The 24,592-nt window shown below is 71.2% G+C and carries 24 protein-coding genes; 8 read left to right on the top strand and 16 right to left on the bottom strand.

What is annotated here, in order from left to right; all coding sequences use genetic code 11:
* Positions 1-51: 51 nt before the first annotated feature.
* From ACYVMZ_RS13455 to ACYVMZ_RS13440, 4 genes are all read right to left on the bottom strand, one after another.
* Positions 52-1,455 (bottom strand): hypothetical protein, encoded by a 1,404-nt coding sequence (locus ACYVMZ_RS13455; protein ID WP_461079057.1) that lies wholly within the window; start codon positions 1,453-1,455, stop codon positions 52-54.
* The gene (locus tag ACYVMZ_RS13450; RefSeq protein WP_461079055.1) at positions 1,445-2,017 is read right to left on the bottom strand and encodes a DUF6114 domain-containing protein; all 573 of its coding nucleotides are present in this window, start codon (positions 2,015-2,017) and stop codon (positions 1,445-1,447) included. Before ACYVMZ_RS13450 ends, ACYVMZ_RS13455 begins: the two co-directional genes overlap by 11 nt.
* 115 nt (positions 2,018-2,132) lie before the next feature.
* Positions 2,133-2,765, bottom strand: a complete 633-nt coding sequence (locus ACYVMZ_RS13445; RefSeq protein ID WP_461079053.1) for a DUF6230 family protein — start codon at positions 2,763-2,765, stop codon at positions 2,133-2,135.
* Between the two features lie 660 nt (positions 2,766-3,425).
* Positions 3,426-4,403 carry a tetratricopeptide repeat protein gene (locus tag ACYVMZ_RS13440; RefSeq protein ID WP_461079051.1) on the bottom strand — a complete coding sequence of 326 codons (978 nt, stop codon included), beginning with the start codon at positions 4,401-4,403 and terminating at the stop codon, positions 3,426-3,428.
* A gap of 235 nt (positions 4,404-4,638) precedes the next feature.
* On the opposite strand from ACYVMZ_RS13440, the gene ACYVMZ_RS13435 reads away from it, so the two are divergent.
* A complete protein-coding gene (locus ACYVMZ_RS13435; RefSeq protein WP_461079049.1) occupies positions 4,639-5,259 on the top strand; it encodes a TetR/AcrR family transcriptional regulator in 621 nt (206 codons plus the stop codon).
* Between the two features lie 325 nt (positions 5,260-5,584).
* Here ACYVMZ_RS13435 and ACYVMZ_RS13430 read toward each other — a convergent pair whose 3' ends face one another.
* The 8 genes from ACYVMZ_RS13430 to ACYVMZ_RS13395 form a co-directional block, all read right to left on the bottom strand.
* A complete protein-coding gene (locus tag ACYVMZ_RS13430; protein ID WP_461079047.1) occupies positions 5,585-7,285 on the bottom strand; it encodes an acyl-CoA mutase large subunit family protein in 1,701 nt (566 codons plus the stop codon).
* A 76-nt stretch (positions 7,286-7,361) separates the two neighbouring features.
* Positions 7,362-7,700 carry a DUF3817 domain-containing protein gene (locus ACYVMZ_RS13425; protein WP_461079045.1) on the bottom strand — a complete coding sequence of 113 codons (339 nt, stop codon included), beginning with the start codon at positions 7,698-7,700 and terminating at the stop codon, positions 7,362-7,364.
* A 43-nt stretch (positions 7,701-7,743) separates the two neighbouring features.
* Positions 7,744-8,253, bottom strand: coding sequence for a MarR family winged helix-turn-helix transcriptional regulator (locus tag ACYVMZ_RS13420; RefSeq protein ID WP_461079043.1), 510 nt, complete (start codon positions 8,251-8,253; stop codon positions 7,744-7,746).
* 10 nt (positions 8,254-8,263) lie between these two features.
* Positions 8,264-8,986, bottom strand: coding sequence for a TetR/AcrR family transcriptional regulator (locus tag ACYVMZ_RS13415; protein WP_461079041.1), 723 nt, complete (start codon positions 8,984-8,986; stop codon positions 8,264-8,266).
* Positions 8,983-9,663, bottom strand: coding sequence for a DUF4166 domain-containing protein (locus tag ACYVMZ_RS13410; protein ID WP_461079039.1), 681 nt, complete (start codon positions 9,661-9,663; stop codon positions 8,983-8,985). Before ACYVMZ_RS13410 ends, ACYVMZ_RS13415 begins: the two co-directional genes overlap by 4 nt.
* Entirely contained in the window at positions 9,660-10,412 is a 753-nt protein-coding gene (locus ACYVMZ_RS13405; protein ID WP_461079037.1) for a hypothetical protein, read from the bottom strand. Before ACYVMZ_RS13405 ends, ACYVMZ_RS13410 begins: the two co-directional genes overlap by 4 nt.
* A 151-nt stretch (positions 10,413-10,563) precedes the next feature.
* A complete protein-coding gene (locus tag ACYVMZ_RS13400) occupies positions 10,564-10,857 on the bottom strand; it encodes an MTH1187 family thiamine-binding protein (protein ID WP_189701513.1) in 294 nt (97 codons plus the stop codon).
* The gene (locus ACYVMZ_RS13395) at positions 10,854-11,204 is read right to left on the bottom strand and encodes a DUF3817 domain-containing protein (protein ID WP_461079034.1); all 351 of its coding nucleotides are present in this window, start codon (positions 11,202-11,204) and stop codon (positions 10,854-10,856) included. The genes ACYVMZ_RS13400 and ACYVMZ_RS13395 overlap by 4 nt, the downstream gene beginning before the upstream one ends.
* Positions 11,205-11,439: 235 nt before the next feature.
* On the opposite strand from ACYVMZ_RS13395, the gene ACYVMZ_RS13390 reads away from it, so the two are divergent.
* From ACYVMZ_RS13390 to ACYVMZ_RS13375, 4 genes are all read left to right on the top strand, one after another.
* On the top strand, positions 11,440-12,072 hold the full coding sequence (locus ACYVMZ_RS13390; protein ID WP_461079116.1) for an AIM24 family protein: 633 nt from the start codon (positions 11,440-11,442) through the stop codon (positions 12,070-12,072).
* Positions 12,072-12,722, top strand: coding sequence for an AIM24 family protein (locus ACYVMZ_RS13385; protein WP_461079032.1), 651 nt, complete (start codon positions 12,072-12,074; stop codon positions 12,720-12,722). Before ACYVMZ_RS13390 ends, ACYVMZ_RS13385 begins: the two co-directional genes overlap by 1 nt.
* Positions 12,719-13,519, top strand: coding sequence for an AIM24 family protein (locus tag ACYVMZ_RS13380; protein ID WP_461079030.1), 801 nt, complete (start codon positions 12,719-12,721; stop codon positions 13,517-13,519). The genes ACYVMZ_RS13385 and ACYVMZ_RS13380 overlap by 4 nt, the downstream gene beginning before the upstream one ends.
* Positions 13,520-13,635: 116 nt before the next feature.
* Complete coding sequence (locus ACYVMZ_RS13375; RefSeq protein WP_381021375.1) at positions 13,636-14,112, top strand: MarR family winged helix-turn-helix transcriptional regulator; 477 nt, start codon at positions 13,636-13,638, stop codon at positions 14,110-14,112.
* Positions 14,113-14,325: 213 nt separating this feature from the next.
* Here ACYVMZ_RS13375 and ACYVMZ_RS13370 read toward each other — a convergent pair whose 3' ends face one another.
* Both ACYVMZ_RS13370 and ACYVMZ_RS13365 read right to left on the bottom strand, forming a co-directional pair.
* Positions 14,326-15,747 (bottom strand): sensor histidine kinase, encoded by a 1,422-nt coding sequence (locus tag ACYVMZ_RS13370; protein ID WP_461079028.1) that lies wholly within the window; start codon positions 15,745-15,747, stop codon positions 14,326-14,328.
* Entirely contained in the window at positions 15,744-16,412 is a 669-nt protein-coding gene (locus tag ACYVMZ_RS13365) for a response regulator transcription factor (protein WP_461079026.1), read from the bottom strand. Before ACYVMZ_RS13365 ends, ACYVMZ_RS13370 begins: the two co-directional genes overlap by 4 nt.
* Before the next feature lie 115 nt (positions 16,413-16,527).
* Between ACYVMZ_RS13365 and ACYVMZ_RS13360 the strand changes: the two genes are divergently transcribed.
* The gene (locus ACYVMZ_RS13360; protein ID WP_461079023.1) at positions 16,528-17,121 is read left to right on the top strand and encodes a PepSY domain-containing protein; all 594 of its coding nucleotides are present in this window, start codon (positions 16,528-16,530) and stop codon (positions 17,119-17,121) included.
* A 408-nt stretch (positions 17,122-17,529) separates the two neighbouring features.
* Here the strand turns inward: ACYVMZ_RS13360 and meaB are convergent, their stop codons facing one another.
* Both meaB and ACYVMZ_RS13350 read right to left on the bottom strand, forming a co-directional pair.
* Positions 17,530-18,486: a methylmalonyl Co-A mutase-associated GTPase MeaB gene (meaB, locus tag ACYVMZ_RS13355; RefSeq protein WP_461079021.1), complete on the bottom strand. Its 957-nt coding sequence runs from the start codon at positions 18,484-18,486 to the stop codon at positions 17,530-17,532.
* 50 nt (positions 18,487-18,536) lie between these two features.
* Entirely contained in the window at positions 18,537-19,766 is a 1,230-nt protein-coding gene (locus tag ACYVMZ_RS13350; protein WP_461079019.1) for an acetyl-CoA C-acetyltransferase, read from the bottom strand.
* A gap of 148 nt (positions 19,767-19,914) precedes the next feature.
* On the opposite strand from ACYVMZ_RS13350, the gene mce reads away from it, so the two are divergent.
* Together mce and scy are read left to right on the top strand one after the other, a co-directional pair.
* Positions 19,915-20,355 (top strand): methylmalonyl-CoA epimerase, encoded by a 441-nt coding sequence (gene mce, locus ACYVMZ_RS13345; RefSeq protein WP_171118036.1) that lies wholly within the window; start codon positions 19,915-19,917, stop codon positions 20,353-20,355.
* Positions 20,356-20,565: 210 nt separating this feature from the next.
* Positions 20,566-24,513, top strand: coding sequence for a polarized growth protein Scy (gene scy, locus ACYVMZ_RS13340; RefSeq protein ID WP_461079016.1), 3,948 nt, complete (start codon positions 20,566-20,568; stop codon positions 24,511-24,513).
* Positions 24,514-24,592: the final 79 nt, after the last annotated feature.

The following is a 24,592-nucleotide window of genomic DNA, read 5'->3' as shown; positions in this document are numbered from 1 at the left end:
AGGGGGCGCCCTCGGCGCTTGTGCGGCTCCCGAACGGGCTTGTGCCGGCGCTCAGTCGGTGACGTACTGATGCAGCCCGGGCACGTGCAGGGTCCCGCCGAACTGGCCGGCCTGCTGCACCTTCACGTTGGTGAAGTAGATCAGCGGGATGTTCAGCGGCGGCGGGTGCTCCGGGTCGAAGGTGACCGGGATCAGGCCGAGCAGGTTCCCGGATATCCTCTCGGTGTACATCACCGTCCGGCCGTCGCGGATCGTGGACGTCGAACCCTTGGCCGCCTGCACGTGGTAGGTCTTGCCGGACTGCTTGTCCCGCACCGTCTGGTGCAGGTCGCCGATGTCGGTGCCGTCGGATATGACGTACTTCAGGACCTTCTTGACGGTGCCGTTGGCGGTGCGCACCTCGACGACGCCCTGGTAGTCGGCGCCCTTCAGCAGCAGCGAGCTGGCGTCCAGGAACCAGGGGTCGTCGGGCAGCGGCACGGTGTTGTCGACACCGCCCTCCGCGTCCGTGGCGACCGGGCAGTCCTCGGGGTCCGTGGTGGAGCTCGCGGACGGGCTCGGGCTCGGCGAGGCGGTGACCTCACCGGCCGCGTCCCCGGCGGCCTTCTCGGCCGCCTTCTCGGCCGTCTTCGTCGGGTCCTCGGCCGCCTCGGACGCCCTGCCTGCGGTGTCCTCAGCGGTGTCCTCGGCGGTGCCGGTGGCTTTCTCGGCCGTGTCCTTCGCGGTGTCGGACGCGTCCTTGGCGGGGCTGTCCGGGCTCTCGGTCGCGGACGCGGACGGCGTGGGGCTCGGGCTCGCCGTGGACTTGTCGCCGCCGGTGAAGACGCCGGTGATGGCGTCGCCGATGTCCTCGAGCAGGTTGCCGCCACCCGCCGGAACCGACGGCGAGGGGGACGGCGTGGTGGCCGTGTCGCCGCCGCCCGAGGGCGACTCGGACGGGGCCGGCGCGGGCTCGGCCTGGTCGCCCTTGTCGTCGGCACCTGAATCCGACGAAGAGGAGGAACCCGCCGGGTCCTTGTCCGTCTCGTCCTGCGGGGCGGAGGCCGAGGGGCTCGGCTGAGCCGTGGCGTCCTTGCCGTTGGACGCGCCCTCGCTCGCCGAGGGCGACGGCGTGGGCGAGGCGTCCTTGTCCCCGGAGTCCCCGGCGTCCCCGGATTCCCCGGAGTCCGCGGCGTCACCCGAGCCCTCCAGAGCCGCCACGCAGTCCTTGTACTCGTCGGCCGTCAGGCTCTTCGACGACGGCGTGGCGGAGTTGTTGCCGTCGGCCACGGCGAGCGTCGGCGTGAACCCCATCCCCATCAGGACCGCCGTCGGCATCGCCGCCAGGGCTATCGCCTTCCCGGCCGGCATGTGGAACCTGGTGAACAGCGGCTTCCTGGGTGCCGCGTGGCGCGGCCCGGTTCTCACACGGGACGCCTCCACATCAGTCCCGTGTGTCACCTCGTCAGCCGGCACTGTGCCTCCCGTTCGCCCCGTTGGCCGGGCTCGTTCCTGACAGATCGTTCGGCTCGCCCACCCCGGCGGTGCCCTCGGCGGGCTCGAGGACCGTGGTGTCGAAGTCCGTGCCCTGCGGGGCGTCCCCCTTCCCCAGGCCGCCTTCGTACGCCGGCTGCGGCGCGGGCGGTACGCCCGGCGCCCACGCCACGGCCATCGCCCCGCCGACCAGCGCGAGAAGGAAGCCGACGAGGAAGCCACCGAGGTTGGACACGGGGATCGACACCAGCGCCAGCAGGATCGCCGCGACACCCGCGAAGACGCGGACGTGCTTCTGGAACCAGAGGCTGACGCCGAGGACGACGAGCAGCACGCCGATGATCAGGGACCCGGCGCCCGCGGTGGTGGCCATCGCCAGCGTCAGGTGGCCGATCTGGAGGTTCGCGTACGGGAAGTAGGCGATGGGGAGTCCGCCGAGCATGACGAACAGGCCGGCCCAGAACGGCCGCGTGCCCCGCCAGGCGCGGAACTGCTGCCTACGGCGGGTGAACTGGCCGGTGGCGGCAGGGGTCTCGGCGCTCATGGAAAACAGCTCCCTGGTACGGCGTTGCTGTGGTGGTGATGTGTGCCGCGCGTGAAAGCGTGGCCGAAGGTGGACGGGCGGGGGCGCCGTCGGCCCCCCGCCCGTCAACGAGTGCCTAGTAGCACTCCTTGACACCCGGCGACAGCGACATCTTCAGGCCGCTGAGCTTGAAGGTTCCGGCAGTGGTGGCCCACGCCGTCTGCTTCACGTCGGTCAGGGTGACCGAGTCGGCCTGCTGTGCGAATCCGAACGGGTTCGCGGTGTCGCCCTTCTGAATGCCGGGACCCTTGGCGGCGTCCTTGGCGGCCACACCGATGTCGATGTTCCGGAACGTCGCATCGGCGCTGAGTTCCTCGACGTCGATGTACAGGTTCTCGGCCTGGACCGGCGTGTCACCGCCGCCCGCCTTCAGGATGAGGCTGACATTGCCGAGCACCGGGATGTTCGGCGTGACGACGGACTGGCACAGGCCCTTGATGGTCGCGGACTTGAAGGCCGAGACCGCGACCGGGTGGGTCGTCTTCTTGCCGTCGAGCGTGTAACCCGTGTCAAGGGCGCCGTACTGGACGAAGCCCTTGCCGTCGAGCCGCTCGGTCGTCACCTTGAACGACTGACCGGAGACACTGAACGACGCGGCGAGAGCGCCCTGCGCGAGGGCGACACCTATCGCAGCCGTGGCGGCGACGCTGGGCACCATCACCACAGCGAACCGCTTCCATCTGGTCCCGCCACGCACCTGGGACTCCATATTTCCTCCTTCTCGGACGTACATCTCCTGGCCTCGGCTCGCCACCAGTCGGCGGCGCGGCCGGGCACAGGGATGGGAGAAGTGCTACGTCCTCGGGAAGGAGAGCGCCCGCGCTCGGTGGCGCAGAACGCGCCCGAATCACCGGCGATCACCCCCGAGCGACAACCACTGGTCGCGCCTGACACGCATCACGCACAACCCTGCCGGACAGGCTTCGCCGGTGGGCGAAGACCCCCCTGTCCAAGAGCCGGCGCCACTGCCGCCGACTCTGCTCGGTGGGGACCCAGGAAGTCCCGTGACCCGACCGGCTGCCGGGGTGCGGGAATGGACCGAGCGTCGCCGATCGTGGTGCATTCTCGCCGCCCGCACAAGGGGGTTCGTTACTCGCGGGTAACGGCCGGATAACCACAGGACGACCCACCGGTCCCGGCCAGCGACGCTGGGTGGTGTCAAGGGGTGGCACAAAACTATTGATCGTTGGACAGAAACCGACAGATCAACGGCCACGACTTACTCGCAGTAACAGCGGCCGCGATTGCCAAGATTTGGCAAAACGCGGCCGCAGTGACCCACTGTCGACACATCTTTCACTCGGACATCACACGGCCGCGTGTTTAGCGACTGGTCAGAACGGGGCTGCCGACAGGCCCCGAACGCCGATCAGAACAGGGCGCGCGCCAGCGCCCGGCGCGCCGCGATCACCCGCGGGTCCTCGGCGCCGACGACCTCGAACATCCCCAGCAGCCGCTTGCGTGCGGTGTCCCGGTCGTCACCCGCCGTGCGCTGCACGGTCTCGATGAGCCGCCCGAAGGCGTCCTCGACGTGACCGCCCACCAGGTCCAGGTCGGCTGCGGCGATCTGCGCCCCCACGTCGCCCGGCTTCTCGGCCGCCTCCTTGCGCACCTGCTGCGGATCCAGCCCCTGCACCCGCTGGAGCAACTCGGCCTGGGCGAGGCCGAGTTTGGCCTCCTCGTTGCCCGGGTCCTCGCTCAGCACGTTCTTGTACGCCTGGACGGCACCGCCGAGATCGCCCGAGTCGAGCGCCTGTACGGCGGCTTCCAGCAGCGCGTCGTACGGCCCCGCCGGCGTGCTGGGGGCCGCCTGGCCGCCGCCGCCCGGCTCGGCCTCCGGGTCTACGGTCAGACCGGTCAGGCCGAAGCGCTGCTCGGCGACCGCCACCAGCTGGTCCAGGGTCTGCCGGATCTGCGCCTCACCGGCCGCGCCCTGGAAGAGCGGCAGCGCCTGCCCGGCCACGACGGCGAAGACAGCCGGGATCCCCTGGATCCCGAACTGCTGCATCAGCATCTGGTTGGCGTCGACGTCGATCTTGGCGAGGACGAAGCGCCCGTCGTACTCGACGGCGAGCCGCTCCAGGACGGGGCTCAGCTGCTTGCAGGGCTGGCACCACTCGGCCCAGAAGTCGATGACGACCGGGACCTCGGTGGACCGCTGCAGGACGTCGGTCTCGAAGGTGGACTCACTGACGTCGATGACGAGATCGGCGGGGGACACGGCCCCCGTCCCGCCCTGCCGGGCCGCCTGGGCGCGCGCCTGCTCCGCCTTCGCCTTGGCCTCCTGGGCCGCCTTCACCGCGGCGAGGTCGACGACTCCGCTCATGGACATGTTCCGTGGCTGCATGCGTCTATCCTCCCCCGTCCTGCCCGCGCGTGTGAAAACGGTGCGAAAAGCCGGTCCGGCCGTGTGATGTTCGGCGCCGGGTCCCCACCCCACGCCATGTGGTCGTCGCTCGGGCACGTCGGTCACACGTGCTTTCGCTACGAGTCGTAGCGTAATGCCAGGCGGGGCCCCCGGGACACCACCTCCCGGTGATCTCCCTCACGGCTCCCCAGGACCCCCCGGTTATGGTCATGGCATGCACAGCCGCACCCCCGTCGGCCGTACCGGACGGCCGCGCAGCGCCACCGCGGACGCCGCGATCCTGGCCGCGACGCGGGCGGCCCTGGTGGAACTGGGGTGGTCCAAACTCACGTTGGGAGACGTCGCGACGCGCGCCGGGGTTGCGAAGACGACCCTCTATCGCCGCTGGGCGGGCAAGAACGAGCTGGTGGTCGACGCGGTCGCGGAACTCTTCGACGAACTCCGCCTCCCCGACCGCGGCAGCCTCGCCGCCGACATCGAGGGCGTGGTCCTCCAGTTCGCCGCGATCCTGGCCCGCCCGGAGGCGAGGAGCGGCCTGATGGCGGTGGTGGCGGAGTCGACGCGGGACGACGCCCTGCGGGAACGCCTCCGCGCATCCATCGTCGACCGCCAGAAGCGCCTGGTCCTGGAGGGCCGGGCCCGCGCGCAACAGCGCGGCGAACTCCCCCCGGAGCCCGATCCGGCGCAGGCCGCCCGCACGGTCGACCTGATCTTCGACGTGGTGGCGGGCGCGGTGGTCCACCGCACGCTGGTCAGCGGGGAGCCGGCGGACGCCGACTGGGCCCGCCGATTCACCGCGGTGCTGCTGAACGGCCTGAGCGCACGGCAGGCCTGAGCGCACGGCAGGCCTGAGCGCACGGCAGGGCTGAGCGCACGGCAGAGCTGAGCGCACCTCCAACGACATCTCCGTCACCCCGTACGCCGAGCAGATGCAGGCCGCATCGACGCCGAACGGGCGAGGCGCGGCCGGGCCCTCCTCGACGGCGGCGTCGAGGGGATGCCGGCGAGCCTGGCACCCGTCATGCGCCGGCGGCCGCCCGTCCTGCACGTCTCCTTCGCGGTCGCGGATCGGGACGTACATTCGCAGCCGCGTGGCAGCGCGGGGCCGGTCACCCGGCCCAGGGCGACGGGTCGGCGGGTCGGCGGGTCCCGAAGGAGGCTCAGAAGCCCGCCGGCTCCGTGTACACCCCCCACTCCTCGCGCAGCGCCTCGCAGATCTCCCCGAGCGTCGCCTCCGCCCGTACGGCCTCCAGCATCGGCTCGATCATGTTGGCTCCGGAGCGCGCGGCCGCCACCATCGCGTCGAGCGCGGCACGCACACGCGTGTCCTCGCGCGCCGTCTTCCGCTCCCGCAGCAGCCGGACCTGCTCACGCTCCACCTCGTGGCTGACCCGCAGTATCTCCAGGTCCCCGGTGACCGATCCGGTGTGGACGTTGACGCCCACCACCTTCTTGTCGCCCTTCTCCAGCGCCTGCTGGTACCGGAACGCCGACTCGGCGATCTCCCCGGTGAACCAGCCGTCCTCGATGCCGCGCAGGATCCCGGACGTCATCGGCCCGATCGGGTGCTGCCCGTCGGGGTGGGCCCGCAGCCCCCGTTCCTTGATCTGGTCGAAGATCTTCTCGGCGTCCGCCTCGATCCGGTCCGTCAGCTGCTCGACGTACCAGGAACCGCCCAGCGGGTCGGCGACGTTGGCGACCCCGGTCTCCTCCATGAGCACCTGCTGGGTGCGCAGCGCGATCTCCGCGGCCTGCTCGCTCGGCAGGGCGAGGGTCTCGTCGAGGGCGTTGGTGTGCAGCGAGTTGGTGCCGCCGAGCACGGCTGCCAGCGCCTCCACGGCCGTGCGTACGACGTTGTTGTACGGCTGCTGCGCGGTCAGCGAGACGCCGGCCGTCTGCGTGTGGAACCGCAGCCACTGCGCCTTCTCGCTCTTCGCCCCGTACACGTCGCGCATCCACCGGGCCCAGATGCGCCGCGCCGCGCGGAACTTGGCGATCTCCTCGAAGAAGTCGACGTGCGCGTCGAAGAAGAAGGACAGGCCGGGCGCGAAGACGTCCACGTCCAGCCCGCGGCTGAGTCCCAGCTCCACGTACCCGAAGCCGTCCGCCAGCGTGTACGCCAGCTCCTGCGCGGCCGTCGCGCCGGCCTCGCGGATGTGGTAGCCGGAGACGGACAGCGGCTTGTAGGCCGGGATGCGGGCGCTGGTGTACTCCATCAGGTCGCCGATCAGGCGCAGGTGCGGCTCGGGCCGGAAGAGCCACTCCTTCTGGGCGATGTACTCCTTGAAGATGTCGGTCTGCAGCGTGCCGTTCAGCACCGACGGGTCCACGCCCTGGCGCTCCGCGGCGACCAGGTACATGCAGAAGACCGGGACGGCCGGCCCGCTGATCGTCATCGACGTCGTGACGTCCCCCAGCGGGATGTCCTTGAACAGGACCTCCATGTCGGCCGCCGAGTCGATCGCCACCCCGCAGTGCCCGACCTCGCCGAGCGAGCGCGGGTCGTCGGAGTCGCGGCCCATCAGCGTCGGCATGTCGAAGGCGACGGACAGACCCCCGCCGCCCGCGGCCAGGATCATCTTGTACCGCTCGTTGGTCTGCTCGGCGTTCCCGAACCCGGCGAACTGCCGGATGGTCCAGGTACGCCCTCGGTAGCCGGTCGGATACAGCCCGCGGGTGAAGGGGTACTCACCCGGCCAGCCGATCCGTTCGAACCCCTCGTACCTGTCCCCGGGCCGGGGCCCGTACACCGGCTCCACGGGATCGCCGGAGAGCGTGGTGAAGTCGGCCTCGCGCTTGCGTGCGGCGTCGTACCGGGCCTGCCAGCGTCGGCGGCCCTCCTCGATGGCGTCAGCGTCCATACCCTCGAATTTACTTGGACGTCCTAGTAAATGTCGATGGCTGACCGCCGTACGCTCGTCCGTACGGCGGAAGTGCCTACGCCTCGGCGACCGCGGGCGAGTCCTCCGCGATCTTCGCCTCGAGCTCGTGGCTGACCTTGCGCTCCACGAAGAACGCGGCTGTCGGGATGGTCCCGGCCAGCAGGACCCACAGCTGCTTGCCGACGGGCCACTTCGCCTTGGAACCCAGGTCGAAGGCGAAGATCAGGTACACGACGTACAGCCAGCCGTGCGCGATGCCGACGACGCGCGTGAAGTCGGCCGCGCCGTCCATCTCGAGCAGGTACTTGGCGATCATGCCGATGGTCAGCAGGACCAGCAGGACGCCGGTGACGTAGGCCATCACGCGGTAGCGGGTCAGCACGCTCTTTTTCATGCCGTCGAGCGTAACCACCCCTTACGGGGGATCTTGCCCCGGGTCACTGCTCCTCGAAGTCCCCCGCCGCGATCCGCAGCGGCCGCAGCATCGCGAAGATCTCCGCGCACTCCTCGGCGTCGTAGCAACCGAGCCCGAAGTCCATCGCCATCAGGTCGCGGGTGGCCGCCTCGACGACCTCGCGGCCCTTGTCGGTGATGGTGGCGAGGGTGCCGCGCCCGTCGTTGGGGTTGGGCCGTTTGGCCACCAGACCGGACCTGACCAGCCGGTCCACCGTGTTCGTCACGGAGGTGGGGTGCACCATGAGCCGCTCGCCGATCTTGGACATCGGCAGCTCGCCGGACTTGGAGAAGGTGAGCAGCACCAGCGCCTCGTACCGCGCGAACGTCAGTCCGTACGGCTTGACCACCGCGTCGACCTCGGCGAGGAGGATCTGGTGCGCGCGCATGATCGAGGTGATCGCGGCCATGGACGGCACGTTTCCCCAGCGCTGCTTCCACAGTTCGTCGGCGCGGGCGATGGGATCGAAGGAGAGACTGAGGGGCTTCGGCACGAACCCGACCTTACCGGCCGGTCATATGCTGGTCAGCCCCGTCTCGCTCTTCGGTCGGCTCCGGTCCGCCGTCCCCGCGGGCCGTACGGCGACTGGTGCGCCGCAGCCGGTGCCGTACCGCCCGCTGGGCCACCGGTCCCAGGTCCTCCAGCGCGGCCACCAGCACCCCGAGCTGCTCCAGCGCGTCCAGTGCCGCGGTGGCCCCGGCCGCGTCCACTCCCTCGTACAGCTCGATCCCCACGAACGACGCCGCCACCGCCCGCGCCAGTCCCGCCGGGTCGGTGAACTCCCCGAACGGCGTGCCCGCGAGGACGCGGATGAGGACCTTCTCGATCTCCGCGATCCACAGCTCCAGGCCCGCCGCCGTGGCGGGCCCGAGGCTGGCATGCGTCTGCGCGCCGGCGAGGAGCTGTCCGAGCAGGGCCACATGCCCCCCGGCCCGCTCCTGGGCGTGGATCTCGCGGCCCAGGGCCAGCAGTTCGGACAGGGAGGTGACGGCGGACAACCGTGCCCGGTACCGCGCCACCACCTGCTCCGACCCGTACCGGCACGCCGCCGCGAGGAGCTCGTCCACCGAGCCGAAGTGGTAGAAGACCAGCGCCTGATTGACCCCCGCGGCCGCCGCTATCGTCCGGGCCGAGGTCTTGGCGATGCCCTGCTCGGTGAGCGTGCGCAGCGCGCCCTCGAGGAGTTTGGCCTTCGTCTCCTGGGACTTCGCCGTGTCGGGGGTCATGCGCGCGCCTCCTCGCGCACGGGGCGCAGGCCGGAGCGTACGCCGCAGGACGCGACGTCCGTGTAGCTCGCGGTGAAGGAGCCCTCGTAGCCGAAGAGGGGGCCGAAGTGGCGGTTCACGACGCGGACCCGGACACGGAAGCGGCCGGCGCTGTCGTCGTAGGACTCGCGGACCTCGGCGGTGGCGCCGATCAGTTCGGGGACGCGGACGTCCACCGGGCCCTCCCTGAAGCGGTGTTCGCCGGAGCGGATGAGCAGCGAGCCGTCGGGCTCCGCCCGGAGGTGGAGCTCGCTGGCCAGGTGCTGGTGGGTGCCCAGGTAGTCGACGACGCGGTCGCCCTTGGGGCTGAGCACCATCTGGGCGTCGAAGCGGCGGGGACGGCCGGGCAGGTCGAAGGTGCGCACGAAGGTCACCGTCTCACGGCCGAAGCTGTCGGTGTACGGGACGTTCTCGATGGTGAAGGGCACGTGACGGCCCTCGGCGGGGACCAGGATGTTGCGGGTGGCCCCCAGGGCCAGGAACGGCTTCACGAAGGCGCCGCCGTGCCAGACACGGTCCATCACGCCCCGGCCGGTGCACGCCTCGCCGCTCGCCAGGCCGACCGAGAAGCGGCGCTTGAGCCGCGGGTGGAGGCGGTCGAAGTCGGCGCCCAGCACCGTGCGGAAGATCGAGGTCATCGCGGGTTCTCCAGGGTGCGCAGGAGACGGGGGGCACGCACGCGCGTGGGCGGCTGGCGCAGGCAGCGCCGGGCGGCCGGGGTGCGGGACAGGGGTGACATGAACAGGGCCAGCGAGATGGCGACGGCCAGGAGCAACGGGCAGGTGTAGGCCGCCGCGGGCGCGAGGGGGCCGAAGACGCGCAGGGCCTGCTCCAGGCCGAAGCCGGTGCACGCGACGACGATCACCAGGGCGCGGACCGCCACCTCCACCAGCCAGTTCCGGCGGGCGCGTTCCGGGGTGACGCCGTGCTCCAGCCACAGCCGGAGGCGGTCGAAGGACCAGGCCGTCGCCCAGCCCATGAGGGGACGGAGGAGCAGGCGGTCGGCGAGTGCGCCGAAGGCGCCCCAGCGGGGGCGGTAGTCGTAGCCGGTGAGAAAGCGGACGCCGTCGCCGTCGGGGACGTAGCGCCAGTAGCCGCTGCCCTCGGCGAGCAGGGAGAGCGGGTGCGGCGAGGCGAAGCGCAGAGCCGAGGTGCGGGTGCCGTCCGGGCGCTCCTTCTCACCCGCCGAGACCCCGGTGCCGGCGATGGTGAGGAAGGGCAGCACGCGCGTGGCGTACCGGAAGCGCTGCGGCCGGCCCTCCTCGCGCGGGAGGTGGGCGATCTCGGTGAAGCGCAGGTCCCAGCGCTGGTGCTGGGCCGGGTCCTGCGTACGCGCCCACAGGTCGTCGAGGTCGGCACGGATGCGCGCCTCTATGTACAGCCCCATATGAGCCCCCCGCGTCAACTGCCGTTTTGAGCAATCGCTCAAACGCTCTGCACGGGAAAGTACACCTCTTTGAGCGATCGCTCAAACCCCTGGCGCGAGAAAACCCCGGCCCGCGCGGGCCGGGGTTTTCCGGATGTGCTGCTCGGCGGGCCTACTGCGCGAGGTGCCGCTCCACGGTCTCCACCTTGGAGGTGAGACCGTCGGTCACTCCCGGACGGATGTCCGCCTTGAGGACCAGGGACACGCGCGGCGCCCGCGCCTCGACGGCGGCGACGGCGCGCCTGACGACGTCCATGACCTCGTCCCACTCGCCCTCGACCGAGGTGAACATCGCGTCCGTACGGTTCGGCAGGCCCGACTCGCGCACCACGCGTACGGCGTCGGCGACGTACTCCCCCACGTCCTCGCCGACGCCCAGTGGCGTCACGGAGAAGGCGACGATCATGCCTTCACGACCCCTTCCTTTTCCTTGCGGGCGCGCGCGGCGATGACCGCGTCCTCGGCCTCACGGCGCAGCCTGCGGTCGGCGAAGAAGCCGCCGGCGGGCAGCACGGAGAGGACGAAGTAGAGGGCGGCGGTCTTCAGGGGCCACTTGGTGCGGTTCCAGGCGTCCGCCCAGAAGATCACGTACAGGATGAACAGGACGCCGTGGATCATGCCCATCACCGGCACGGCGTTGAAGTCCGTGGTCCGCTTCAGCACCGAGCAGACGAGCAGCAGGAGGAAGGAGATCGCCTCGGGGCCCGAGACCAGGCGGAGGCGGCGGAGGGCGGTGGCGGTCTTGATGTCCACGAGTCACCTTCGGTGGGAGAGACGTCGGCGTCCGACGGTCTGACGGTCTGGACGGTTTGTGAACGCACGCACAAGCGTCGGTCCATTGTGGCAAACGGCCGGCACGATCCCCGGGAGGGGGTCCGCTCCCCTGGGGTGCACAGCCGGAAGCCCCTAGGGGTGGGCTCAGGGTCCGTCTCCGCCCGTGGGCCCTGTCGGCGGGCGTGTCCGGCGGGCTACCTTCGCAGGCGTGGCGATGTTCCGACTTCAGAGCAGCAAGGTGCTCGCCGTCGACATGACCGGGGACGCCGTGAAGGCGAAGAACGGCTCGATGGTCGCGTACGACGGTCAGATGGCTTTCAAGAAGCTCAGCGGCGGCGGCGAGGGCATCCGCGGGATGGTGACCCGGCGGCTGACCGGTGAGCAGATGACCTTGATGGAGGTGAAGGGGCAGGGGACCTGCTGGTTCGCGGACCGCGCCTCCGAGATCAACCTGGTCCGGCTCCAGGGGGACAAGCTGTACGTGGAGTCGAGCAACCTGCTGGTGGCCGACGGCGCCCTGCGCACGGGGACCAGCTTCACGGGGATGCGCGGGGCCTCGCAGGGCAACGGGCTGTTCACGACGACCGTCGAGGGACACGGCCAGGCGGCGATCATGTCGGACGGCCCGGCGGTGGTGCTGCGGGTCAGCCCGCAGTACCCGCTGACCGTCGACCCGGGGGCGTACGTCGCCCACCAGGGGAACCTGCGGCAGTCCTTCCAGTCCGGTGTGACGTTCCGCACGTTGATCGGGGAGGGCGGCGGCGAGGCCTTCCAGATGCGATTCGAGGGGGACGGACTGGTGTACGTGCAGCCGAGCGAGCGGAACACGATCGCGGGGGACGAGTGATGGCCTTCCGGGAGATCAACGCGAAGATGGTCGAGGCGACCGTGTCGCCCGGCCGGCGGCTGTTCAGCCAGCGCGGCGCGATGCTCGCGTACCAGGGCGAGGTGTCCTTCACGCCCAGTCTGGCCGGCGGTCAGGGCGGGCTCAGGTCGATGATCGGGCGCCGGGTCGCCGACGAGGACACCGACCTGATGACCGTCGAGGGCAACGGCACGGTCCTGTTCGGGCACGGCGGACACGAGGTCCACGTGATCGACCTCGCCGGCGACACGCTGTCCGTCGAGGCGGACCGCCTCCTGGCCTTCGAGGGCACGCTCCAGCAGGGCACGGCGTTCCTGGGCGCGCAGGGCGGCGTCATGGGCATGGTCCGCGGCCAGGTCACCGGCCAGGGGCTCTTCACGACCACCCTCAAGGGCCACGGGGCGGTGGCCGTGATGGCCCACGGCGGCGTGTTCGAGCTGCCGATCACCCCGCAGCGCCCGGTGCACGTCGACCCGCAGGCCTACGTCGCCCACCACGGCGACGTCCGCAACAAGCTGTCCACGGCCCTGGGCTGGCGGGACATGGTGGGCCGCGGCTCGGGCGAGGCGTTCCAGCTGGAGCTCAGCGGCAGCGGTGCGGTGTACGTCCAGGCGTCGGAGGAGAAGCTGTGAGCACCTACGGAACTCCGGGCGCCGGGCCCGCGGTCTTCGACCCGTCGACGCTGCCGTCCGACGACAACGTCAACGCCTACAGCTTCTGCGTGGAGCTCAGGGGGAGCCAGTGGTTCCTGCAGAAGGGGAAGATGATCGCCTACTACGGCTCGATCGAGTTCAACGGCATCGGGCACGGCCGGCTGGACCGACTTGTCCGCACGTCCTTCCATTCGCCTCTGCACGCGAGCGACTGGGTCGTGGCGGAGGGCTCGGGCAAGATGCTCCTCGCCGACCGGGCCTTCGACGTGAACTCGTACGACCTCGAGGACGGCAATCTGACCATTCGCTCGGGCAATCTGCTCGCTTTTCAGCCAACTCTGTCGCTGAAGCAGTCGATCGTGCCCGGCTTTCTCACCCTTCTTGGAACCGGAAGGTTCGTGGCCGCATCCAACGGTCCGGTGGTGTTCATGGAACCCCCGATCCGGGTGGACCCCCAGGCGCTCGTCGGCTGGGCCGACTGCCCCTCACCGTGCCACCACTACGACCACGGGTACATGACCGGCCTTCTGGGCGGTCTACGTGCGATGACGGGCCTCGGAGGGGCCTCCGGAGAGGAGCACCAGTTCGAGTTCGTGGGGGCCGGCACGGTGCTGCTGCAGTCGTCGGAGACCCTGATGGCGGAGCAGGCCACGGGGGCGGTTCCGCAGCAGGAGGGAGTGCCCGGCGGCGGGATGTCCGGCGCCCCGGGACAGCAGTCCGGGACACCGCGCCTTCCCGGACAGCTGGGAGACCTCCAGCGTCGCTTCGGGCTGTGAGCGGTAGTCTGCGGAGTGTGACATCGAACGCGTGCGCACCACCGCTCCACCGGCACGCGCCGTCACGCCAAAACCCTCATTAGTTCGCAATTCAACTTCTTAGGTAGACTTCATTCATGGAGACCGAGACGGCCACGCGCTGGCTGACTGATACGGAGCAGTGCGCCTGGCGCACCCACCTGGAGGTCAACAGGCTGTTGACGTACCAGCTCGAAAAGGACCTGCAGCCGTTCGGCCTGACAATGAACGACTACGAGATCCTGGTGAACCTCTCCGAGTCGGAGGACCTGCGGATGCGGATGAGCGATCTCGCCTCCGCCACCCTCCAGTCGAAGAGCCGCCTCTCGCACCAGATCACGCGCATGGAGAACGCGAACCTGGTCCGCCGCGAGAACTGCGAGTCGGACCGCCGCGGGCTCTACGCGGTCCTCACCGAGCATGGCATGGAGACGATGAAGAAGGTCGCGCCCCATCATGTGGCGTCTGTGCGGAGGCACTTCATCGACCTGCTGTCCCCCGAGGCCCTGACCGAGCTCGACAAGGCCCTCAAGCCCATCGCGGAGCACCTACGCGGCCAGCGCGGCCGTCCGTAACCCGGAAGAAGGGCCCCAGGCCTGCCGGGGCAGGCCCGATGCCCTGTCGTCAAACTCCCGCCTGCTCCGCGACGCCATGCACGCACTCTCGCCGCACCGGGCCCCGGCCCAAGTACATCCAGTACGTGGGCCAAGTCCCGGCACGCCGAGAGCACGCACCTGACGCCGCGGAGCCCGCCCTCCGGGCGGACGACGGGAGTTTGACGACAGGCCCTAGCCGAGCGGCAGGCGGAGTTCGAACAGGGCTCCGCCTGCCGGCGCTTCGCCCGCCGTGAGCGTGCCGCCGTGCCGTACGGCGACGTCCCGGGCGATGGCGAGCCCCAGCCCGGCACCACCGTCGTCGCGGCTGCGCGCCGCGTCCAGCCGTACGAACCGTTCGAAGATCCGCTCCCGGTCGGCCTCGGGCACCCCGTCCCCGTCGTCGGCGACCCCGACCACGGCACAGTCCCCGTCCCGCCGCACGGTCACGGCGACCGCCGACCGGGCGTGCCGCTGCGCGTTGTCGAGCAGATTGGCGAGCAATCGCCCCAATTGCCCCCGGGATCCGGCCACGTCCACCGCTTCCGCATCCACCGTCACCCCGGTCCGCCCCGCGGCCACCTCCCGCGCGAGCGCGGCGAGATCGACCCGGGCCTCCGGAGCCGGCCGCTCGCCCGCGTCCAGCCGGGCGAGCAGCAGCAGATCGGCGGCGAGCCGCTGCAGCCGTACGGTGTCCTCCACCGCGCCCTCCAGGTCGAGCAGCTCGGGATGGGCGACGGCCACCTCCAGCTGGGTCCGCAGGGAAGCGATGGGACTGCGCAGCTCATGGGAGGCGTCGGCGACGAACCGCCGCTGCCGCTCCACGGAGGCCTCCAAGGCGGCGAGCGTCTCATTCGTCGTACGGGCGAGCCGCGCGACCTCGTCATGCGTGTCCGGCTCCGGCACCCGCCGCGCCAGATCCTCCGAGGCGGTGATCGCCCCCATCTCCTGCCGGATCCCCTCCACCGGGCGCAGCGCACGCCGGGTCACCAGCCAGGTCACCCCCGCCACCACTCCCAGCAGCAGCGGAAATCCGATCAGCATGACCGTCAGCGCGCTGCGCACGGCCCCGTGCTCGGCGGCCAGCGGCGCACCGGCGTAGACGGTGAGACGCCCCCGGTCGTGGGTCTCCACGTCCAGCCGGGCGAACCGGTAGTCGGCCTTCTCCCCGTCGATGGTCGCGGACCCGTTGGTGAAGGTGGTCTCCTTGGCGATCTCACCGGGTTCGAGCGAGTCGTCGGAGTCGTCGGCATCCCCGGAGTCGGAGTCTTCGTCCCCGCGCTCCCCGGCCGCCGCCCGCGGCTTCACCGCGTCCGTGCCGGTGCCGCTGATCCGCTCCAGGTCCTCGCTGACCGCGACCAGCGTGCCGTCCTCGTCGACGACCTGCACCGGTTCATGGTCGCCGTCCAGGCCCGAGAGCCGGTCGAACGGCTTTTTCGCGGCGAGCTCGGCGGCGACGGCCCGCGCGGAGCGTTCCGCCTCGGTGCCGGCCTCGCCGATCAGGTTCGACCGCAGGGACAGCAGCACGGCGGCCCCGGCCGCGACGAGCGCCACGGCGACCACCAGGGTCGCCGCGAGCGTGGCTCGTGCCCGCACAGACCCGAACAGCCGTCTCATGACGCCGTATCCAGCCGGTACCCGGCGCCGCGCACGGTGCGGATGATCCCGGCACGCAACTTCCGCCGCAACGTACTGACGTACACCTCGACGATGTTCGGATCGCCCTCGTAGGCGAAGTCCCAGACGTGCTCCAGGATGTCCGCCTTGGACACCACCTCGCCGGCCCGCAGCACCAGGTGCTCCAGAACCGCGAACTCCTTGGCGGTGAGGCTCACTTCGTCCTCCCCCAGGAACACCCGGCGGGCGGCGGTGTCCACCTTCAGGTCACCGTGCACACGCACCGGCGATGCCCCGGCCCCCTGCCCGCGCCTCCGCAGCAACGCCTTGATCCGAGCGACGAGCACGACATACGAGAACGGCTTGGTCAGATAATCATCCGCGCCGGTGTCGAGCCCCTCCGCCTCGTCGTACTCGCCGTCCTTGGCGGTCAGCATCAGGATCGGCACGTCGTGCCCCGCGGCGCGCAGGGCGGCACAGACCCGGTAGCCGTTCAGCCCGGGCAGCATGATGTCGAGGATCACCAGGTCGTACGAACCCTCCGAGGCCCGGTGCAGCCCCTCCCGCCCGTCATGGACGACGTCCACGGCGTATCCCTCGGCCGTCAGGCCTCTGGCCAGCGACAGGGCCAGCCGCTTCTCGTCCTCCACGATCAACAGGCGCATGGGTAAAGGGTCGCAAAACCAACCTGAAGATCCCTTCAGGGGCTTTCAGCTTCCTCTCAGCATCCGTCAGCGAGATTGAAGAGGTCGAAAACGAAGCGACTCGGGAGGAATCCGCATGAAGCGCAACATCGTGATCGCCGCGGTGACGGCTGCCGCCTTGATCGGAGGCGGTACGGCCACGGCTCTCGCGGTCACGGGGAACGACGGGGCGGCGCGGCAGGCGGCACACACCCGGCTGTCGGACGACGCCGACCGCGTGACGTCCGTCGACGTGACGGCACCCGACGCGATCGCCGCCGCGCTGAAGCACACCCCGGGCACGGTGGTCTCCGCGGAGCTGGACGACGAGGACGACGACAACGGCAAGGTGGTCTGGAGCGTCGACGTCCTCGGCGGCGACGACACGTGGCACAGCGTCCGCGTCGACCCGGGCACCGGCAAGGTCCTCGGCGTTCACACCGAGCACGAGGACGACACGGCTCAGGTCCGGGCGGCGCTGAAGGGTACGTCCGTGACGGCCGCGGAGGCCGCGAAGGCCGCGGCCGGCAAGGGCACGGTGACCTCGGTGGACCTGGACGAGGACGGCAGGTCCAAGGCGTGGGAGACCGAGACGCACCGCTCCGGCGGCGCCGAGCAGGACTGGAAGGTCGACCTCAACACCGGCAAGCTCACGGCGGACCGCTCGGACGACGACTCGGACGACGACTGACGGAACGCCACGGGGGTGGGCTGCGGGGTGACTGCCGGCGGCTGGGCCGAATGTCCCGGTGCCATCCGCCTGTCAGGCACCCGGCGCCGCAGCTCGGGTGGGTGCGCAACCCGGCGCCGCGAGGTGCCGCTGCACCCACCCTCCCCCATCGCCCCAGGCGGCACGACTGCCCGCAGCTAGGCGGCTGACGCCGTGCGCGGTGCGGCGCCGCGCGCGCCGAAGGCCTGCCCGCACCGCAAGGTGGACGCACCCGCAGTCGCCCACGCACGGGCCTTGCCCCCGCCGAAGCGGTAGGCGCTAAGCGCACCCCCACCGAAGCCGCACAAGCCGCCGCAGACATCCCCGCTCAGACCGCCGGAGGCACCCGCACAAGCCACCGCAGGCACCCCCGGCCAAACCCCCGGAGGGCTACCCCTCCGTCAGCCCCGCCACCAGTTCGTCCGCCGCCCGGTACGGATCCAGCTGTCCCGAAACGATCCGTTCCGCCAGCGCGCCCAGCCGGCGATCCCCGTGCAGATCCCCGATCCGCTCCCGCAGTGCCGTGACCGCGATCGTCTCCACCTCGCGTGCGGCCCGGGCCAGCCGGCGCTCGGCCAGGACGCCCCGCTCCTCCATCCACGCGCGGTGCTTCTCCAGGGCTTCGACGACCTCGTCGACGCCCTCCCCCCGCGCGGCGACCGTCTTCACGATCGGCGGGCGCCAGTCACCCGGCCCGCGCGCCTCCCCCAGCCCCAGCATGTGGTTCAGCTCGCGGGCGGTCGCGTCCGCACCGTCCCGGTCGGCCTTGTTGACGACGTACACGTCACCGATCTCGAGGATGCCCGCCTTGGCGGCCTGGATACCGTCGCCCATCCCCGGGGCCAGGAGCACCACGGACGTGTCGGCCTGCGACGCGATCTCCACCTCCGACTGCCCGACGCCCACCGTCTCGACGAGGATCACGTCGCAGCCCGCCGCATCCAGCACCCGGATCGCCTGGGGCGCGGCCCACGCGAGCCCGCCCAGGTGGCCCCGCGTGGCCATGGACCGGATGTACACGCCGGGGTCCGACGCGTGCTCGGACATCCGCACCCGGTCACCGAGCAGCGCCCCGCCGGAGAAGGGCGAGGACGGGTCCACGGCCAGCACCCCGACCCGCTTGCCCTGCTTCCGGTACGCCGTCACCAGCGCCGAGGTCGACGTGGACTTGCCGACCCCGGGCGATCCCGTCAGCCCCACGACATACGCCCCGCCCGTCAGCGGCGCGAGCGTGGCCATGACCTCCCTCAGCTGTGGGGACGCCCCCTCCACCAGGGAGATCAGCCGGGCCACGGCCCGCGGCCGCCCCTCCCTGGCCTGGGCCACCAGCGTGGAGACGTCCTGCATCACAGCTCCGTTCCCGAGAAGGTCAACCAAGTCAACCGAAGAATCCGCCGTCAGGCCTTCGGTACCCGCACGATCAGCGCGTCACCCTGACCGCCCCCACCGCACAGCGCCGCCGCACCGACCCCGCCGCCGCGCCGCTTCAGCTCCAGCGCCAGGTGCAGCACGAGCCGGGCACCGGACATCCCGATCGGGTGACCCAGGGCGATGGCCCCGCCGTTGACGTTCACCTTTTCGGTGGATACCCCGAGGTCCTTCATTGACTGCACGGCCACGGCGGCGAAGGCCTCGTTGATCTCGATGAGGTCGAGGTCCTCGACGCTCAGCCCCTCCTTCTTCAGCGCGTGGAGGATCGCGTTCGACGGCTGGGACTGCAGCGAGTTGTCCGGCCCGGCCACGTTCCCGTGCGCGCCGATCTCGGCGATCCACTCCAGGCCGAGCTCCTGCGCCTTGGCCTTGCTCATCACCACCACGGCCGCCGCACCGTCCGAGATCTGCGAGGACGAGCCGGCCGTGATCGTGCCGTCCTTGGAGAACGCGGGACGCAGCTTGCCCAGGGACTCGACCGTCGTGTCGCCGCGGATGCCCTCGTCCTTGCTGAACAGGATGGGGTCGCCCTTGCGCTGCGGGATCTCCACCGGCGTGATCTCGGCCTCGAAGATCCCGTTCTTCTGGGCCGCGGCAGCCCGCTGGTGCGACAGAGCGGCCACCGCGTCCTGCTCCTCCCGACCGATGCCCAGCCGCGTGTTGTGCTTCTCGGTCGACTCGCCCATGGCGACGCCCTCGAAGGAGTCGGTCAGCCCGTCGTGCGCCATGGCGTCGAGCATCTGGACCGCGCCGTACTTGAAGCCCTCACGGGACTTCGGCAGCAGATGCGGGGCGTTGGTCATGGACTCCTGCCCACCGGCCACCACCACGTCGAATTCACCCGCGCGGATCAGCTGATCCGCCAGCGCGATCGCGTCGAGCCCGGACAGACACACCTTGTTGATCGTCAGCGCCGGGACGTTCATCGGGATGCCGGCCTTGACCGCGGCCTGGCGCGCCGGGATCTGCCCCGCCCCGGCCTGCAGCACCTGGCCCATGATCACGTACTGCACCTGGTCGCCACCGATCCCCGCACGGTCGAGGGCGGCCTTGATCGCGAAGCCGCCGAGGTCGGCTCCGGAGAAGGACTTCAGCGAACCGAGCAACCGCCCCATCGGGGTACGGGCACCCGCGACGATGACGGACGTCGTGCCGTTCGTGCCGGAGGTTCCAGTCCCGGAAGTTCCAGAAGACATGAGCTGTGATCCCCTTACCGGCTGCACTGCCGAGGAGTGAACGAGGGTTTACTTCGAATGTACTGACCGGTACTCCACCCCGTCATCGGGCTGTCGGTGTGATCGCGCGCACGTTGCGTAACCACCTCTTCAGCGCTGCACTGAATCCATGCTGACGCGAATCGACCACATCGGAATCGCCTGCCACGACCTCGACGCGACCGTCGAGTTCTACCGGGCCACCTACGGCTTCGAGGTGTTCCACACCGAGGTCAACGAGGAGCAGGGCGTGCGCGAGGCCATGCTCAAGATCAACGATACGTCCGACGGCGGGTCTTCGTACCTGCAGCTTCTCGAGCCGATCCGCGAGGACTCCACCGTCGCGAAGTGGCTCGCGAAGAACGGGGAGGGCGTCCACCACATCGCCTTCGGCACGGCGGACGTCGACGGGGACGCGGCCGCCATCAGGGACAAGGGCGTACGCGTCCTGTACGAAGAGCCCCGACGCGGCTCCATGGGGTCACGGATCACCTTCCTGCACCCCAAGGACTGCCACGGCGTACTCACAGAACTGGTCACTTCCGCGCCTGTTGAGTCACCTGAGCACTGACCCTCGTACATAAGGGCCGGTAGGGTTGGGTGCGGTCGCCGCTCAATCCGCGGCGATCGCATTCCGGGGTCCGGGTTTCGGGGGACGAGCGTCGGGGCAGCAGCCCATGCTCCGCCGTTGATCTGACACCATTCCCCGGGGGCCCCGTTCGGCGGATGGACGGAGCTCGTTTGGAGAGACTTGCGACCAGGGGACGGATGGGACCGCGCAGTGCGGGGCTACGAGAGCCAGGAGCGAGAGCCGGCGGCTGACGTCGACCACCTCTCTCGGTTCGAAGCCGAGATGAAGCGGCTGAAGACCGAGCGGGAAAAGGCGATCCAGCACGCCGAGGACCTCGGCTACCAGGTCGAGGTGCTGCGCGCCAAGCTGCACGAGGCGCGGCGCACCATCATGTCCCGGCCCGCGTTCGACGGCGGCGACATCGGCTGGCAGGCCGAGCAGTTGCTGCGCAACGCGCAGATGCAGGCCGACCAGATCCGGGCCGACGCCGAGCGCGAGCTGAGCCAGGCCCGGGCGCAGACCCAGCGGATCCTGCAGGAGCACGCCGAGCAGGCGGCCCGGCTCCAGGCCGAGCTGCACCAGGAGGCGGTGACGCGCCGCCAGCAGCTCGACCAGGAGCTGGCCGAGCGCCGGCAGACCGTCGAGTCGCACGTCAACGAGAACGTGGCGTGGGCGGAGCAGCTGCGCGCCCGCACCGAGCAGCAGGCCCGCCGTCTGCTGGAGGAGTCCCGCGCCGAGGCCGAGCAGGCCATGGCCGCCGCGCGTGCGGAGGCCGAGCGGCTGACCGCCGAGGCGCGGCAGCGGCTGCAGAGCGAGGCCGAGGCGGCCCGTGCGGAGGCCGAGCAGCTGCTGCGCCGCGCCCGCGCGGACGCCGAGCGGCTCCTCAACGCCGCCTCCACACAGGCCCAGGAGGCCACCGACCACGCCGAGCAGCTGCGTACGTCCACCGCCACCGAGTCGGAGTCGGCGCGCCGCCAGGCCCAGGAGATGAGCCGGGCCGCCGAGCAGCGCATGGCTCAGGCCGACACGGCGCTGCGCGAGGCCCGCGCGGAAGCCGAGAAGCTCCTCGCGGAGGCCAAGGAGGCCGCGGCCAAGGCGCTCGCGAGCGCGGAGGCGGCCAACGAGACCCGCACGCGGACGGCGAAGGAGCAGGTCGCCCGGCTGGTCGAGGAGGCCACGAAGGAGGCCGAGTCCACCAAGGCGGAGGCCGAGCAGCTCGTCGCCGACGCCCGCGCCGAGGCCGAGAAGATGCTCGCCGAGGCCGCCGAGAAGGCCCGCAGCATCACCGCCGAGGAGGCCGCGACCCAGCTGTCGAAGGCGGCCAAGACCGCCGAGGACGTCCTCAACAAGGCCTCCGAGGACGCCAAGAAGACCACCAAGGCCGCGGCCGAGGAGGCCGAGCGGATCCGCAGGGAGGCCGAGGCCGAGGCGGACCGGCTGCGCGCCGAGGCGCACGACATCGCCGAGCAGCTCAAGGGCGCGGCGAAGGACGACACCAAGGAGTACCGCGCCAAGACGGTCGAGCTGCAGGAGGAGGCCCGCCGGCTGCGCGGCGAGGCCGAGCAGCTGCGCGCCGAGGCGGTCGAAGAGGGCGAGAAGATCCGCGCCGAGGCCCGTAAGGAGGCCGTGGCGCAGATCGAGGAGGCGGCCAGGACCGCCGAGGAGCTGCTCGCCAAGGCGAAGGCGGACGCGGACGAGCTGCGTACGACCGCCCAGACGGACAGCGAGAAGGTCCGCACCGAGGCCATCGAGCGCGCCACGACGCTGCGCCGGCAGGCCGAGGAGACCCTTCAGCGCACCCGCCAGGAGGCCCAGCGGCACCGCGAGGAGGCCCTGGAGCAGGTCGAGGCCCTCAAGTCGGACGCCGAGCGGGCCGCGCGCGAGCTGCGCGAGGAGACCGAGCGGGTCCTCGCGGCCCGGCAGGCGGAGGCCGCCGAGGAGCTGGCGCGGCTCCAGAAGGAGGCCGAGGACCGCCTGGTCGCCGCCGAGCAGGCGCTGAGCGACGCCCGCGAGGAGGCCGCGCGGATCCGCCGTGAGGCCGCCGAGGAGACCGAGCGGCTGCGCTCCGAGGCCGCCGAGCGGATCCGTACGCTCCAGCAGCAGGCCGAGGAGGAGGCCGAACGCCTGCGCACCGAGGCCGCGTCCGACGCGTCCGCCTCCCGTGCGGAGGGCGAGGCCGTCGCCGTACGCCTGCGTTCGGAGGCCGCGGCCGAGGCCGAGCGGCTGAAGGCGGAGGCGCAGGACACCGCGGACCGGGTCCGCGCGGAGGCCCAGGCCGCCGCCGAGCGGCTCGCCACCGAGGCGTCCGAGACGCTGGCCGCCGCCCAGGAGGAGGCCAACCGGCGCCGCCGCGAGGCCGAGGAACTCCTCGGTGCCGCCCGGCAGGAGGCCGACCAGGAGCGTGAGCGGGCCCGCGAGCAGAGCGAGGAGCTGCTGGCCTCGGCGCGCAAGCGCGTGGAGGAGGCGCAGGCCGAGGCCGTACGCCTGGTGGAGGAGGCCGACCGGCGCGCCACCGAGATGGTGTCGGCGGCCGAGCAGCACGCCCAGCAGGTCCGGGACTCGGTCGCCGGGCTGCACGAGCAGGCCCAGGAGGAGATCGCCGGGCTGCGCAGCGCCGCCGAGCACGCGGCGGACCGCACGCGCCGGGAGGCCGAGGAGGAGGCGGACCGGGTCCGCTCCGACGCCTACGCCGAGCGGGAGCGGGCCACGGAGGACGCCAACCGGGTCCGCCGCGAGGCCCGCGAGGAGTCGGAGGCCGCCAAGGCGCTCGCCGAACGCACGATGTCCGAGGCGATCGCCGAGGCCGAGCGGATTCGTACGGACGTCGCCGAGCACGCCCAGCGGGTGCGCACGGAGGCGTCGGACACCATCGCCGAGGCCGAGCAGAGCGCGGCGCGCACCCGGGCGGACGCCCGCGAGGACGCCAACCGAATCCGCTCGGACGCGGCGACGCAGGCGGACACCCTCATCACCGAGGCACGCAACGAGGCCGAGCGGCTCACGACGGAGACCATCGCCGAGACCGACCGGCTGCGCAACGACACGGTCGCGGAGGCCGAGCGCGTCCGTACCGAGGCCCTCACCGAGGCGGAGCGGGTCCGCGGCGAGGCGGCGAACGAGGCCGAGCGGCTGCGGGCCGAGTCGGTCGCCAAGGCCGAGAAGCTGATCGGGGACGCCACGTCGGACGCGGAGCGGATGCGTGCCGAGGCCGCCGAGACGGTCGGCTCCGCGCAGCAGCACGCCGAGCGGATCCGCACCGAGGCCGAGCGCGTCAAGGCCGACGCCGAGGCGGAGGCGGAGCGGCTGGTGTCGTCCGCGCGCGAGGAGGCCGAGCGCACCCTCGACGAGGCCCGCAAGGCCGCCAACAAGCGGCGTTCCGAGGCGGCCGAGCAGGTGGACAAGCTCATCTCGGAGACCACGGCCGAGGCCGACAAGCTGCTCACCGAGGCGCAGCAGCAGGCCCTGAAGACCACGGCGGACGCCGAGGCGCAGGCCGACACGATGGTCGGCGCGGCCCGCAAGGAGGCCGAGCGGCTGGTCTCCGAGGCCACCGTCGAGGGCAACTCCCTGGTGGAGAAGGCCCGTACGGACGCGGACGAGCTGCTGGTCGGCGCCCGCCGGGACGCCACGCAGATCAGGGAGCGCGCCGAGGAGCTGCGCGACCGCATCACGAGCGAGATCGAGGAGCTGCACGAGCGGGCCCGCCGCGAGGCCGCCGAGACGATGAAGTCCACCGGCGACCGCTGCGACGCGCTCATCAAGGCCGCCGAGGAGCAGCTCGCCAAGGCCGAGGCGAAGGCCAAGGAGATCGTCTCCGAGGCCAACTCCGAGGCCGGCAAGGTGCGCATCGCCGCCGTGAAGAAGGCCGAGGGTCTGCTGAAGGAGGCCGAGCAGAAGAAGGCGACCCTCATCAAGGAGGCCGAGGAGCTCAAGGCCGAGGCGATCCGCGAGGCCAAGCGCACGGTCGAGGAGGGCCGCCGCGAACTGGAGGTCCTGGTCCGGCGCCGCGAGGACATCAACGCCGAGATCTCCCGTGTCCAGGACGTCCTGGAAGCGTTGGAGTCCTTCGAGGCACCGCCGGCGGGCAAGGACAACGGGGTCAAGGCGGGCGCGGCGGCGGGAGCGACCCGATCGGGTGGCAAATCGTCAGAGAGCTAGCGAGGAGGGACGAATCCGGTGTCCGCTGGAGCCTTTGACCAAGTCTTTGGCAAGCCGTCCGCCGGTCAGCCACCCAAAA

The sequence above is a fragment of the Streptomyces deserti genome (genome assembly GCF_054782695.1).
This window is presented reverse-complemented; position numbering and strand designations above follow the sequence as displayed.

What these genes read in the sequence shown, in the direction of transcription:
- ACYVMZ_RS13415 (WP_461079041.1), bottom strand. Translation starts at nt 8,986, where the DNA reads ATGACCCCCGACACGGCGAAGTCCCAGGAGACGAAGGCCAAACTCCTC.
- ACYVMZ_RS13385 (WP_461079032.1), top strand. Translation starts at nt 12,072, where the DNA reads ATGGCCTTCCGGGAGATCAACGCGAAGATGGTCGAGGCGACCGTGTCG.
- ACYVMZ_RS13450 (WP_461079055.1), bottom strand. Translation starts at nt 2,017, where the DNA reads ATGAGCGCCGAGACCCCTGCCGCCACCGGCCAGTTCACCCGCCGTAGG.
- meaB (WP_461079021.1), bottom strand. Translation starts at nt 18,486, where the DNA reads ATGCAGGACGTCTCCACGCTGGTGGCCCAGGCCAGGGAGGGGCGGCCG.
- ACYVMZ_RS13370 (WP_461079028.1), bottom strand. Translation starts at nt 15,747, where the DNA reads ATGAGACGGCTGTTCGGGTCTGTGCGGGCACGAGCCACGCTCGCGGCG.
- ACYVMZ_RS13375 (WP_381021375.1), top strand. Translation starts at nt 13,636, where the DNA reads ATGGAGACCGAGACGGCCACGCGCTGGCTGACTGATACGGAGCAGTGC.
- ACYVMZ_RS13410 (WP_461079039.1), bottom strand. Translation starts at nt 9,663, where the DNA reads ATGACCTCGATCTTCCGCACGGTGCTGGGCGCCGACTTCGACCGCCTC.
- ACYVMZ_RS13445 (WP_461079053.1), bottom strand. Translation starts at nt 2,765, where the DNA reads ATGGAGTCCCAGGTGCGTGGCGGGACCAGATGGAAGCGGTTCGCTGTG.
- ACYVMZ_RS13365 (WP_461079026.1), bottom strand. Translation starts at nt 16,412, where the DNA reads ATGCGCCTGTTGATCGTGGAGGACGAGAAGCGGCTGGCCCTGTCGCTG.
- ACYVMZ_RS13360 (WP_461079023.1), top strand. Translation starts at nt 16,528, where the DNA reads ATGAAGCGCAACATCGTGATCGCCGCGGTGACGGCTGCCGCCTTGATC.
- ACYVMZ_RS13400 (WP_189701513.1), bottom strand. Translation starts at nt 10,857, where the DNA reads ATGATCGTCGCCTTCTCCGTGACGCCACTGGGCGTCGGCGAGGACGTG.
- ACYVMZ_RS13440 (WP_461079051.1), bottom strand. Translation starts at nt 4,403, where the DNA reads ATGCAGCCACGGAACATGTCCATGAGCGGAGTCGTCGACCTCGCCGCG.
- ACYVMZ_RS13425 (WP_461079045.1), bottom strand. Translation starts at nt 7,700, where the DNA reads ATGAAAAAGAGCGTGCTGACCCGCTACCGCGTGATGGCCTACGTCACC.
- ACYVMZ_RS13350 (WP_461079019.1), bottom strand. Translation starts at nt 19,766, where the DNA reads ATGTCTTCTGGAACTTCCGGGACTGGAACCTCCGGCACGAACGGCACG.
- ACYVMZ_RS13390 (WP_461079116.1), top strand. Translation starts at nt 11,440, where the DNA reads ATGTTCCGACTTCAGAGCAGCAAGGTGCTCGCCGTCGACATGACCGGG.
- ACYVMZ_RS13435 (WP_461079049.1), top strand. Translation starts at nt 4,639, where the DNA reads ATGCACAGCCGCACCCCCGTCGGCCGTACCGGACGGCCGCGCAGCGCC.
- ACYVMZ_RS13405 (WP_461079037.1), bottom strand. Translation starts at nt 10,412, where the DNA reads ATGGGGCTGTACATAGAGGCGCGCATCCGTGCCGACCTCGACGACCTG.
- ACYVMZ_RS13430 (WP_461079047.1), bottom strand. Translation starts at nt 7,285, where the DNA reads ATGGACGCTGACGCCATCGAGGAGGGCCGCCGACGCTGGCAGGCCCGG.
- mce (WP_171118036.1), top strand. Translation starts at nt 19,915, where the DNA reads ATGCTGACGCGAATCGACCACATCGGAATCGCCTGCCACGACCTCGAC.